This window comes from Clostridium sp. LS3 (assembly GCF_055330225.1).
Genome location: NZ_CM143921.1, coordinates 1,594,462 through 1,608,555 on the forward strand (window position 1 = coordinate 1,594,462; position 14,094 = coordinate 1,608,555).

The 14,094-nt window shown below is 27.7% G+C and carries 8 protein-coding genes; all 8 read left to right on the forward strand.

Annotated features, from left to right (window positions below):
- The first annotated feature begins 67 nt into the window (after positions 1-67).
- Complete coding sequence (locus ACZJV1_RS07385; protein WP_463651881.1) at positions 68-1,288, forward strand: YgeY family selenium metabolism-linked hydrolase; 1,221 nt, start codon at positions 68-70, stop codon at positions 1,286-1,288.
- 156 nt (positions 1,289-1,444) lie between these two features.
- Positions 1,445-2,728, forward strand: coding sequence for a sigma-54 interaction domain-containing protein (locus ACZJV1_RS07390; RefSeq protein ID WP_411170581.1), 1,284 nt, complete (start codon positions 1,445-1,447; stop codon positions 2,726-2,728).
- 106 nt (positions 2,729-2,834) lie between these two features.
- The gene (locus ACZJV1_RS07395) at positions 2,835-3,488 is read left to right on the forward strand and encodes an HAD family hydrolase (protein ID WP_463651882.1); all 654 of its coding nucleotides are present in this window, start codon (positions 2,835-2,837) and stop codon (positions 3,486-3,488) included.
- A gap of 307 nt (positions 3,489-3,795) precedes the next feature.
- On the forward strand, positions 3,796-5,124 hold the full coding sequence (gene ssnA / locus ACZJV1_RS07400) for a putative aminohydrolase SsnA (protein ID WP_463651883.1): 1,329 nt from the start codon (positions 3,796-3,798) through the stop codon (positions 5,122-5,124).
- 98 nt (positions 5,125-5,222) lie between these two features.
- Positions 5,223-6,959 (forward strand): hypothetical protein, encoded by a 1,737-nt coding sequence (locus tag ACZJV1_RS07405; RefSeq protein WP_463651884.1) that lies wholly within the window; start codon positions 5,223-5,225, stop codon positions 6,957-6,959.
- Between the two features lie 74 nt (positions 6,960-7,033).
- Positions 7,034-9,595, forward strand: a complete 2,562-nt coding sequence (xdh, locus tag ACZJV1_RS07410) for a selenium-dependent xanthine dehydrogenase (protein WP_463651885.1) — start codon at positions 7,034-7,036, stop codon at positions 9,593-9,595.
- Between the two features lie 459 nt (positions 9,596-10,054).
- On the forward strand, positions 10,055-12,580 hold the full coding sequence (gene mprF / locus ACZJV1_RS07415; protein WP_460287732.1) for a bifunctional lysylphosphatidylglycerol flippase/synthetase MprF: 2,526 nt from the start codon (positions 10,055-10,057) through the stop codon (positions 12,578-12,580).
- 480 nt (positions 12,581-13,060) lie between these two features.
- Positions 13,061-14,077: a lysylphosphatidylglycerol synthase domain-containing protein gene (locus tag ACZJV1_RS07420; RefSeq protein ID WP_411170587.1), complete on the forward strand. Its 1,017-nt coding sequence runs from the start codon at positions 13,061-13,063 to the stop codon at positions 14,075-14,077.
- Positions 14,078-14,094: the final 17 nt, after the last annotated feature.

Below are 14,094 nucleotides of genomic sequence, written 5' to 3' on the forward strand. Positions count from 1 at the left end.
CACAAATTATGCTGAATATAAATTTAGTTATATATATAGTACATAAATTAAAATGGAGGGGTCCAATATGGATTATAAATATATCTATGAAGAAATTGTAAAGTGTGCAGAAAAGTATAAAGATGATATGAGTAACTTTTTAAGAGAAATAATAGCCATACCTTGTGAAAGTTGCAATGAGGAGCTTAAGATATTAAGAATAAAAAAAGAAATGGAAAAGGTAGGTTTTGATAAAGTAGAGATAGATCCCATGGGAAACATATTGGCTTATATAGGAAGAGGAAGTCATTTAATTGCATTAGATGGACATGTAGATACTGTTGGTGTGGGAGATCCTAGTCTTTGGAATTATAATCCTTATGAAGGCGACGAAGATGAAGAAATAATCATAGGAAGAGGATCCAGTGATCAAGGTGGTGGAATAGCTGCTATGGTATATGCTGGGAAAATAATAAAGGAACTAAATTTAGAAGATGATTATACTTTATTAGTAACATGTACTATACAAGAAGAAGATTGTGATGGCTTATGCTGGCAATATATAATTAATGAGGATAATATAAGACCTGAGTTTGTAGTTATTACAGAACCAACTTCTTGTAATATATATAGAGGTCATAGAGGAAGGGTAGAAATAAGGGTTAGCGCTAGTGGAATAAGTTGCCATGGATCTGCACCAGAAAGAGGAGAAAACGCTATATTTAAGATGGCTCCTATATTAAATGAATTAAAAGATTTAGATAAAGAGCTAATGGATAATGACTTTTTAGGAAAAGGAACATTAACAGTATCAGAAATATTTTACTCATCTCCTTCAAGATGTGCAGTAGCAGATGGATGTAGCATTTCAGTAGATAGAAGGTTAACAGATGGTGAGAGCTATGAATTTGCAATAAATCAAATTAAAAATTTACCTTCAGTAAAGAAAGCAAAGGCAGATGTGTCAATATATAATTATGATAAAGAATCTTATACTGGACTTTCATATAAAACAGATTCATACTTTCCAACATGGGTTATTCCAGAAGAGCATGAGGTTTGCCAAACTTTTATAGAGGCTTATAGAAACCTATTTAATGTAGAGCCTATAGTAGATAAGTGGACCTTTTCAACTAATGGAGTATCTATAATGGGAAGATACGGAATTCCATGTATAGGTTTTGGGCCAGGGCATGAAGATCAAGCTCATGCTCCGAATGAAAGAACATGGAAAAGTGAAATAGTAAAATCAGCTGCTATGTATGCATTAATTCCTACAATATATATAAATAAAATAAAAAATAAATAAAGGAAAAAAGAAGTATTAGAATTTCTAAAGCTTCTTTTTTTATACTTTTCTTACCTTCACTTTTTTATCATTATAATAATTGTAAGGGTAAGGAAAAAATGGTAAGATAATATATGAGAGGATTATAATCAATAATATAAAACAAAAGGTGATAGCATGGAAGAAAAGTTTATTAAGGACATAGCTAGTCGAATAAGTGATGGAATTATAATTTTAAATTCTAACAACAAAGTAATTTATGCAAACAATTACGTAAGAAAAGCCTTAAGTATTGAAAGTATTGATTTAGAAAAGGTAGAAATATCCACATCAGAGGATGCAGATAAAAATACAATAGGATTAAAGGCAAAGGGTATTGAATATGATGGAATAGGGGAATTTTTAGAAACTAATCTAGACTCTTATAATTATAAAAGCATAGTTATATTAAATAAGATATGCAAAAAGAATAAGTGTAATAATATAACAGAAAGTAATGCTTGGGGAGAAATAAAATTAGAATCCGTAATTGGAGAGTCTGAAGCTATGAAAAATATAAAAAGAAAGATTATTAAAATAGCTAATTCAACTTCATCTATACTTATAACAGGGGAAAGTGGAACAGGAAAAGAGGTAGTAGCAAGAGCTATACATTCACAAAGTAATAGAAGAAATAAACCTTTTATTGCTATAAATTGTGCTGCTATACCAGAAGCACTTCTTGAAAGTGAGTTATTTGGATATTCCAAAGGTGCTTTTAGTGGAGCAAATAATAATGGTAGAGTTGGAAAGTTTGAGCTTGCAAATGGAGGAATAATATTTTTAGATGAAATTGGAGATATGCCTCTTTCTCTTCAAGTAAAATTACTTAGAGTTCTTCAAGAAAGAAAATTTTCTAAAATAGGCTCAAATAAAATGATAAACTTAGATATAAGAGTTATAGCTGCAACTAATAAAGATATAAAAGAAATGATAAAAGAAAAGAAATTTAGAGAAGATCTTTATTATAGAATAAATGTAATACCAATAGAAGTACCTAATCTTTCAGAGAGAAAAGAGGATATAAGACAATTGGTATTAAGTTTTATAGATAAATACTGTACAACGTATAATTTAGAAAAAATAGATATAGAAGACGATGTTATAGAAAAACTTAAAAATTATCCATGGCAAGGTAATATAAGAGAATTACAAAATGCAGTAGAGTTTATGATAAATCTTGTAGATGATGATAACAGAATAACTTGTAGTATATTACCTGATTACATTTTAGAATATTATAGCTCTCATGAAGAAAGTACTTTGGATAATATTATAGATGGAGATTTTATAACATTAGAGGAGCTAGAAAAGAGATATATAAATTATGCATTAGAAAAATATGGACATGATACTAAAGGAAAATCTAAAGCTGCAAAGAAGCTTGGAATAGGACTAGCTACTTTATATAGAAAAAGTTAATTTAATATAAAATAAAATACTTATTTTATTTAAAATATAAACTAAATATAGTAGAATTTTATATAAAATCATATATAGATAAACTATGTTAAGGAAGGTTTTATAAATGAAATACAAATGCTTAATTTTAGATCATGATGATACAGTTACAATGAGTACACCTAATATACATTATCCATCATTTGTAGAGGCACTTAAAGTATTAAGGCCAAATACAGAGATATTAACACTTGAAGACTTTGTTTCAAATTGTTTTAGCCCAGGATTTTCAGAACTATGCAAAGATATTTTGAAATTTAATAAAGAAGAGCAGGAATATCAATATAAAGTATGGACTAGCTATACGAAGTCAAAAATTCCAGAGTTTTATCCTGGCTTCGCAGAGTTAATAAAAGATTTTAAAAATGCAGGTGGAATAATTTGTGTTGCCTCACATTCAGAAAGTGAACAAATTAAAAGAGATTATATGATTAATTGTGGTATAGTACCAGATAAAATATTTGGTTGGGATCTTGAAGTGGATAAGAGAAAACCAAACCCATATCCGATTGAAGAAGTTATGAGGATCCTTAATTTAAGTAGTAAAGATATCTTAGTTGTTGATGATTTAAAACCAGGATTAGATATGGCGAAAAGTTGTGATGTTGATTTTGCTAGTGCAGGATGGTCACATTTAATACCGGAAATAATTGATTTCATGAAAGATAACTCGAATTACTATTTATCAAGTGTTAGTGAATTAAGAGATTTGGTATTATAGAATTGGTTTGAAGTTACTGGAAATTTAAAATGCCTCTGAAAATTATGCTTTAATAGTATAAATTTCAGAGGCTATTTTTATTCTTAAAATGATAATTACATTTACTAAATTGATAATAAATTTAAATTTTATTAATTTTAAAGTCACTCTATAAAAGCATATTGATTTAAAATAAAAATTTTAATCATCACTAATACTTTTATATAACTAAGTAGAAAAAAATAGAATATAATAATTCAATTATTACAATTTTGGCATGAATAATGCTTTATATAATTTTGATTATATTATACTGGAGGGAAAATAAATGATTTTAATAGGTAATGGTATAGTTATAACTCAGGATATTAATAACCTCATTATAAATAATGGAGCTGTTGCTATAAAAGATAAGGTAATAGTTGAAGTTGGAGATTTTGAAAGCTTAAAAATTAAATATAAGGATTTTGAATTTATTGATGCTAAAGGCAAAGTAATAATGCCAGGGCTTATTAACACACATCATCATATTTATAGTGCTTTTGCAAGAGGAATGGATGCAAAGGAAGATCCAGCACAAAATTTTAATGAAATATTAGAAAGACTTTGGTGGAAGCTAGATAAAAAACTAACACTTGAGGATACAAAATATAGTGCATATACAACATATATTGATTGTATTAAGAATGGTGTTACTACTGTTTTTGATCATCATGCAAGTCCTATGAGCATAACTGATAGTCTATTTACTATAGGGGATGTGGCTAAAGAGCTTGGTATTAGAACATCTTTATGTTATGAAGTATCAGATAGAGATGGATTTAATATAACTGATGAAGGTATAAATGAAAACGTAAACTTTATAAAATATGCAAATAAAGAAGAGGATGATTTAATAAAAGGTTTATTTGGACTTCATGCTTCCTTTACTTTAAGTGATAAAACTTTAGAAAAGTGTGCAAAGGAAATACAAGGACTAAACTCAGGATTTCATATTCATGCGGCAGAAGGAATATCTGATTTACATGAGGCTTTAAAGAATGGTGGGAAGAGAGTAATTGAAAGACTTTATGATTTTAATATATTAGGAGAAAAAACTTTAGCCGTTCATTGTGTTCATATAAATAATAGAGAAATGGATTTACTAAAATATACTAATACAAATGTAGTTAACAATCCAGAATCTAATATGGGAAATGCAGTTGGATGCTCTCCAGTACTAGAAATGGTTAATAAAGGAATAAATATAGGGATGGGAACAGATGGATATACTAGCGATATGTTTGAATCAATGAAGGTCTTCCCTATAATACAAAGACATAATAGATGTAATCCAAGTGTAGCTTTTAATGAAACATTTAAATTATTATTTGAAAATAATAGAAATATAGCAAATAGATTCTTTAAGAGGGAACTTGAGATATTAAAGGAAGGTGCTTATGGAGATGTGATTATAGTTGATTACAATCCTTTGACTCCAATGAATGCAAATAATATAAATGGTCACATGCTTTTTGGATTTACAGGTAGATCTGTCTTAACAACTATAATTAATGGAAAAGTTGTGATGAAAAATAGAGAATTAGTAAATATAGATGAAGAAAAAATATTTGCAAATTCAAGAAAAATAGCACAAAAATTATGGGATCAAATGTAATAGTCCTTAATTATATATTTTAAAATTTTTTATTTATAGTGAAAATTTATAGCAATATGAATTCATATTAAATTTGTTTTAAGAAAGGTGGAACAACCATGAGTGATGTAATGAAAGTAATGTCTTTTGAAAAAATTCTTGAGCTAACGCTTAAAGATTATTATACAAAAGGAAAAATATTCGGAATAGAAGAAAAAGATTTTTATAGAGATATTGATAATAGTATAGAAATGAATTTTTGTGGAGAATACTTAAGATTCCCAGTAGGTCCTGCAGCTGGTCCTCATACACAATTAACTCAAAACTTTTTAGCAGCTTATCTAACAGGATGCAGATATTTTGAACCTAAGACTGTTCAAATAGTAGATGGAAAAGAAATGCAAGAAATGATAGCAAGGCCTTGTATTGATGTTAAAAATGTAGGATACAATGTAGAATGGTCTACAGAGTTAACAGTTGAGGAAGCAAGAGATGAGTACATTAAAGCCTCAGTATTATTACAGGTTGTAGGTGTTGAACTTGGATTATCAGATGTAAAAGATTTTATACTTAATATAAGTGTAGGATATGACCTTAAAGGAATTCAATCAAAGAAGATTTCTGACTTTATTGATGACCTTAAAGATTCAAAAGATACAAAAGCATTTAAAGAGTGCATAGAAGTATTAAAGAAAAATATAAATAAATTTAAAAGATTTAAACTAGAAGATATAGATAAGATTACCTCAAAGGTTACAAATATAATTACACTTTCTACAATGCATGGATGTAAAGCAAGTGAAATTTTAGACATAGCAACTCATTTAATATCTAATAAGAAAATAAATACATTATTAAAATGTAATTCTACATTATTAGGATATGATGCTGTAAGACAAATTTTAGATAATTTAGGTTACAATGACATAGAATTAAAAAGAGAAGACTTTGAGCATGACTTACAGTTTGACGTGGCTAAAGAAATAATAACTAAGCTATTACAAACAGCTAAAGAAAATAATGTAACATTCGCAGTTAAGTTAACAAATACATTACCTGTAGTTAATACTAGAAATATTATGCCAGGGGATGCTATGTATATGTCTGGAAAACCACTTTACCCAATAGCGATAAATGTTGCTAAAAATATTGCTAGTGAGTTTAATGACATAAACATATCTATATCAGGTGGAATAGATAAAAACAATGCATTAGATGTATTTAATACTGGAATTGCACCTATTACTATAGCAACATTATATTTACAACCAAAGGGATATACAAATAATAATGCTGTATTAAGTGAAATGAAAAAAGCAGGACATGCGCCTAAAGGATTAAATCTTGAAGCTTTAAATGAATTAGCTAATAAGGCAAAGAATGATACTAATTACAAGAATAAAGGCAACGGCAAGGTTCTAGAAGATAAACTAGAGACTTTTGATTGCTTAAAGAGCTGTGGAATTTGCGTTGATGTATGTCCAAATAGAGCCAATATGAAGGTGGCTGTTGAAGAACTTTCAGCTAATTATCAAATAGCTCACGTTGAAAATATGTGTAATGAATGTGGTAACTGTCATATGTTCTGTCCAAAGGGTGGATTCCCATACCTTAAGAAAACAACTATTTATCAAGATTTAGAAGAGTATAAGAATTCAAAGAATACTGGATTATTAAGAATTGGAGAAGATAAATTCTTATTAAGAGAAGATGGAAAAGAATTTATCTATGTAGTTAATTCAAAAGAAGATAAGAGTAAATTAGAAATTACTGTTGAAACAATTTTGAAAGATTATCCTTATTATATTGACAAAATAGATGTTTTAAAGGAAGAAGAATTAAAAAAATATGTATAAATAAGATATCCAAAAGATGATTTATCAATAAAGTATTGGAATTATCAATTTGATAATTGGAAGGAGCAGATTAAATGTATAGTTTCAAGCTCAATGGCAGAAGTATAACAGTAGATGAGGATATGAGTCTTCTTGATTATTTAAGAGATATAGCACAATTAACATCTGTAAAAAATGGTTGTGCAGAGGGTGCTTGTGGTGCTTGTATGGTCCTAGTAGATGGGGTAGCACAAAGAGCATGTATTCAAAAATTAAGTAGACTTGAAAATAAAGAAGTAATTACAGTTGAAGGAATTAGTGAAAAAGAAAGAGATGCTTTTGCTTATGCCTTTGGTAAATGTGGAGCAGTCCAATGTGGATTCTGTATTCCAGGAATGGTTATAAGTGCAAAGGGATTACTTGATAAAAATTTAAATCCTACTGAAGATGAAATAAAAAATTCACTTAAAGGTAATATATGTAGATGTACAGGATATGTAAAAATCATAAAAGCAATTAATTTAGTTGCAGAGCTTTTAAGAAATAATGAAGAGGTACCTAAGGTTTATTGTAAAGGATTAGTTGGAGAAAATTTACCTAGAATTGATGCCGAGATTAAAACATTAGGAATAGGTAAATACGCAGATGATTTACATTTTGATGGAATGCTTTATGGTTCAGCTTTAAGAGCAAAATATCCAAGAGCTTTAGTTAAAAATATAGATACATCAAAAGCAAAAGCTTTAGAAGGCGTTTATGCAGTAATAACAGCAAAGGATATTCCTGGAGATAGATTTATTGGACATTTAGTTCAAGATTGGCCAGCAATGATAGATATCGGAGAAGAAACTAGATACTTAGGAGATGCAGTTGCCTTAGTAGCAGCTAAGAATAAGAAAATATTAAAAGAAGCATTAACTCTTATAGAAGTAGACTATGAAGAACTTCCACCTGTAACAAGTCCTGAAATAGGTATGAAAGATGATGCTCCAAAAGTTCATTCAAGTGGGAATATATTAAGTAGGCAATATTTAAAAAGAGGAGATGCAGATGAGGCTATAAAAAACTCCAAGTATGTTGTGACTGAAAGGTATAGTACTCCTCCAACAGAGCATGCATTTTTAGAACCAGAATGTGCAGTTGCAAATTATGAAGATGAAGTTTTAACAGTTTATACAGGTGGTCAAGGAGTTTATGATGAGCTTCGTGAAATAGGAAAGCTTTTAAATCTAGACCCAAGCAAGCTAAGAATTAAAAGTATGCTTGTGGGTGGAGGCTTTGGTGGAAAGGAAGATATGAGTGTTCAACACCATGCTGCACTTTTGACTTACTTCACAAAGAAGCCAGTTAAAGTTGCTTTAAGTAGAAAAGAAAGCTTAATTATTCATCCAAAGAGACATGCTATGGAAATGGAATTTACTACAGCTTGTGATGAAAATGGAATTCTAACAGGAATGAAAGGAAGAATAATATCAGATACAGGTGCTTATGCATCATTAGGTGGACCTGTACTACAAAGAGCATGTACTCATGCAGCTGGACCTTATAATTATCAAAATATAGAAATTGAAGGTATAGCAGTATATACTAATAATCCACCAGCAGGAGCATTTAGAGGGTTTGGGGTTACTCAATCAGCTTTTGCAAATGAATGTAATATAAATAAGCTTGCAGACATGGTAGGACTTTCTCCATGGGAGTTTAGATATAGAAATGCAATTAGACCAGGACAAGTATTACCAAACGGACAAATTGCTGATGAAGGAACTGCTTTAGTAGAAACTTTAGAAGCAGTGAAGGATGCTTACGAAAATAATGAGCATGTTGGAATAGCTTGTGCTTTTAAAAATGCAGGGTTAGGAGTTGGTATTCCAGATACAGGTAGATGTAGAATAGTGATTAAAGATAGTAAAGCAGTTATTAGAACTTCTGCAGCTTGTATAGGACAAGGGCTCGGAACTATAGCAACACAAATTTTATGTGAGACTACAGGAATAAATCCAGAAAATGTTTCAGTAGATAATCCAGATACCTTTACAACTCCAAATTCAGGAACTACAACAGCTTCAAGGCAAACTGTATTTACAGGAGAAGCAACAAGAGTAGCATCTTTAAAGTTAAAAGAGGCATTAAAAAGTAAATCACTAGAAGATCTTGAAGGTCAAGAGTTTTATGGAGAATATGTTTCAGATACAGATCCAATGGGAAGTACAAAGCCTAATCCTGTAAGCCATGTTGCTTATGGATATGCAACTCAAGTAGTAGTTTTAGATGATAATGGAAAAGTAATTAAAGTTATAGCTGCTCATGATATTGGAAGAGCTGTTAATCCTGTAGCAGTAGAAGGACAAATAGAAGGTGGAGTAGTTATGGGACTTGGTTATGCATTAACAGAAGACTATCCATTAAAAGATGGAGTTCCTTTAGCTAAGTTTGGTACACTAGGATTATTTAGATCAACAGGGATTCCAGAAATTGAAACTATATTAGTTGAAAAAAATAAAGCTAGTTTAGCTTATGGAGCAAAGGGCGTTGGAGAAATTGTTGTTGTTCCAGCAGCACCAGCTATGCAAGGAGCTTACTTTAAGCTAGATGGAGAATTTAGAACTAAATTACCATTACAAAATACTTTTTATAAAAAATTAAAAAAAGTTTAAATATAATTATATAAAAACAGCATTAGATTATTAATGCTGTTTTTTATTTTATATACTTTTAAAATAAAAAATATTTATATTACAAAAATGAAAGGATTAAGTAAGGTAAATAAATATCATAAATTATTAAGAGATACTATAATAGAAACATAAGATAAAGTAAATGAGGAGATGATTATTTTGAAAAAAGTTAAGGATGTTTTATCAGTAGTAGCATTAGTATTATTTGCAGGATATAATGAAGAAAAATTCAATCTATAATAGAGAGAATTATTAAATATAAATAAAAGATTAAAAGAAATAATGATATATTAAAATAATCTTAAGATAACCTTAAAATAAACATAAATATTAAGTTTTCTTTTGAAATTAGTTAGTTGATTAATATATACTTATAAGCGTATCATTATTAATTTAATTATTTTAAAAGTATAAAATAAGTTTGTAGGGAGAATTTATATGAAATTAAAACTCGAGAAGAAACTAAAAATGTTAATAAAAGTAGCTTTTATATTAGCTATTTTTACAATAATATTTATGGAGTTTAAGAAACTATTTTTAGACTTTAATGCCAGTGTATTTTACTTTTATAAGGATAAGCTATCTATATTTAGTTTGGTGATTATTGGGATATTAGGAATTGTATCTTATTTTCCTTTATCATTATACGATTTAATCATAAAAGATACTTGTGAAATAGATTTAGATAATAAGAGTCTTTATAGATTTTCTTGGATTGCAAGTTCTATTTCAAGTATTGTAGGTTTTGGAGGCACCTCAGCAATAGCTTTGAAGAGTTACTTTTATTCACCATACATAAAGGATAAAAGCAAATTAGTGAAAGAAGTATCTAAAGTTGTAGCATTAAATTTTACTGGATTTTCTATGGTATGTTTTGTTTATTCTATTTTTAATATTTCAAAATTAAGAGATTTTCAATTAGTTCAATTAGCAATAATAATAGCTTCATTTTATACGCCAAGTCTTTTAATTTATAATTTATTTAGATATAGAAATATAGAGAAACGTAAAGATGCAATTAAAACAATTAAAATAATGTGCACATCTATACTAGAGTGGATAACATCAGTAATTTTAATATTTGGAATATTAACTTTATTAGGAACTGAATTAAGATTATCTCAAATATTCCCTATATATGTAGTTGCATGTGCAATAGGAATAATAAGCATGGTTCCAGGAGGTCTTGGAACATTTGATTTATCATTTATTTTAGGAGTAGGGGCTTTAGGTGTTCCAAAGGAAGAAGCATTATTAGCTCTAGTTTTGTATAGAGTAAGCTATTATATGGTACCTTTATTTATAGGATTAATCTTATTTATAAATGAAATGAAAAAGGGAATAGATAAAAAATATAATAATATATTTACTTCAATTTTAACTAATCTTTCATATACAGTATCATCAATTTTAATATTTTTAACTGGAGTAATGATTTTATTATTTAGAGTAATGCCGCATATGAAGTCTACTTTTAGAAGGATGTATGTAATGAGAGAACCAATAAATAATTTATCTATTACTATGGAAATAGTTATGGGATTTTTACTTATTGCAATTTCAACTATGCTTTTATATAAATCAAAGCAAACTTTTAAAATTGTTATGGTTTTAGTATCAATTGCTTGGACAGGCTCAATAATTGGAGTATATCGTTATTGGCAAACTGGATTTTTGACCTTTGTGATAATTTTCTTGTTTTTAAGTAGACATAACTTTTATAGGAAAAGTTTTGTATTTTCATGGGAAAAACTACTTAAGGATTCAATTGCATTATTTGGATTTTTATTAGTATATCTAATAATGTATTTTCCTAGATTTTCTAATAGGTTGCATAAATTTAGTGCTTACACTAAAGAAATGGTAGAAAATAGTTATAATTACTTATTTATTAGTAGCATAATAGGATTTATAATTTCAATAATATTCATAGGGGTAATTTATTTAATTAATAAAAGAAATAGATATCCATTTGAAACCTTTGAAGATAATAAAGATAAAATAAAAAATATTTTAAGTAATTATAAAGGTAATCCATTAACACATTTAATATATTTAAAAGATAAATATGTATTCATTAATGAAGACAATACAGTTCTTATTCAATATCAAAAACAATCAGATAAATTAGTTGTTTTAGGAAATCCAATAGGAGATAGAAATAGTATATTAAGTGCAATAGAAGAATTTTATGATTTAGCAGATAGATACGGATACACTCCTATATTTTATCAGGTAGATAAAGAAATGATACCTATGCTTCATGAATATGGTTATGAATTTATGAAGCTAGGACAAGAAGGTATTGTAGACTTATCCAATTTTTCTGTATCAGGGAAAAAGACAAGAGGGTTAAGAGCAACTTATAATAAAATAGAAAGAGCTGGATATACCTTTGAGATTATAGAGCCACCCTTTAACAAGGATTTTATAGCTGAGTTAAGAGAAGTTTCTAATGAATGGCTTGGAGAGAGATACGAAAAGGGTTTTTCAATTGGCTTTTTTAATGAAGAATATTTATCATTAGATAAAATGGCAGTAGTTAAAGATGAAAATGGAAAAATTAAGTGTTTTGCTAATTTAATGCCTATGTATGATTCGGAAAGAAGTTTTTCTATAGATTTAATGAGGTATTCAAATGATGCAATAATTGGTACAATGGATTTCCTTATGATAAATCTTATAGCTTATGGTAAAGAGAATGATTATAAGAATTTTGATATTGGAATGGCTCCATTAGCTAATGTAGGGACATCAAAATACTCCTTTATAAGTGAGAAGATTGCAGCTCAAATATGCATTCATGGACAATCGTTTTATTCCTTTACAGGATTAAGAAGCTTTAAAGAAAAATATACAAAACAATGGGTACCAAAATATTTGGCATATAGAAAAAAAAGCTCATTACCATTTACTATGATTCAGATAATATATTTATGTCATAGAAAAGTTAAAGCAAGTTAGAGTTTGTAGTTTATAAAATAAAATTAAATTTTGTAATTAAAATCACCTTTTTAAGTAATTTAGATAAAAACTATTTTATCATTCACTTAGGAAGGTGATTTTTTATAAAAATTTTTAGTGTTACATTACATAAATGAAAGTTTAAAGTAATATACATAAATACTATAAAGTATAGATAAACAATATAATAAATATATAAAGTTAAGCAAGGAGATGATTTTTATGAAAAAAATTAAAGATGTATTAACTGTTGTAGCATTAGTATTATTTGCAGGATATGATGAAGAGAAATTTAATTTATAATTAATAGACTAGAAATAAACATATTAATTATTTAAATAGTAGTAAATAAAATAATTTTCCTTAATTTATATATAAATGATATAAAAACTTTTGAATTTATATTGTTATTAATATATACTGATAAAGGTTGGGTAAATATTTTTTATTATATAAATTAATTTAGCAGGGAGAATTTATATGTTAGTTAAGGTTGAAGACAAAGTAAAAGTATGGATGAAAGTAATTTTTATGCTTGGTATATCAATGATTATACTTATTCAGTTTAAAAGATTATTTTCAGATTTTGATATAAATACATTTTACTCTTATAGAGACAAGCTTTCATTTATAAGCTTAAGTATTATTATAATTTTGGGAATACTATCATATTTACCATTATCGTTATATGATTTTATAATTAAAGACACATGCAATATATCATTAGACAATAAAAGTCTTTATAAGTCTTCTTGGATTGCAAGTTCAATTTCAAGTATAATAGGCTTTGGAGGTGCAGCTGCAATAGCTCTTAAAAGCTATTTTTATTCACCTTATATTAAAGATAAAGCAGCTTTGGTAAAAGAGGTTTCAAAGGTAGTATTATTAAATTTTACTGGATTCTCACTACTTTGCTTTATTTATTCAGTATTAAACATAGATGATTTAAAAAAAATGGAATTAGTGAAATTAGGTATATTTTTAGCAGGGCTTTACGCACCAATTCTTCTAATATATAATTTATATAGATATGTAAATAAAGATAAACGTGAAAATGCTATAAAGACTATTAAAATAATGATAATTTCAATTTTAGAATGGACAGCAATGGCTTTATTATTATATAGTATTCTTAAATTGCTAGGAACTAAGTTAACAATATCAAGAATATTTCCAATATATGTAGTGTCCTCAGCTATAGGGATTGTAAGCATGATGCCTGGAGGGCTTGGAGGTTTTGATCTTTCATTTATTTTAGGGGTAGGAGCATTAGGAATAAATAAAGAAGAAGCATTACTAGCTTTAGTTTTATATAGGGTAAGTTATTATATTATACCATTAACTGTTGGAATAGTACTTTTAGTATATGAAACTAAAAAGAAAATAAATAAAAATTATATTGATGTATTTAAGATTATTGTTAAAAAACTTATTAATAAAATAAAATTATATAGTCAAAATAAGATAAGTAGCTCTAATAAAAGTAAAGAAGTTTAAAAAGTTATTATAATAAA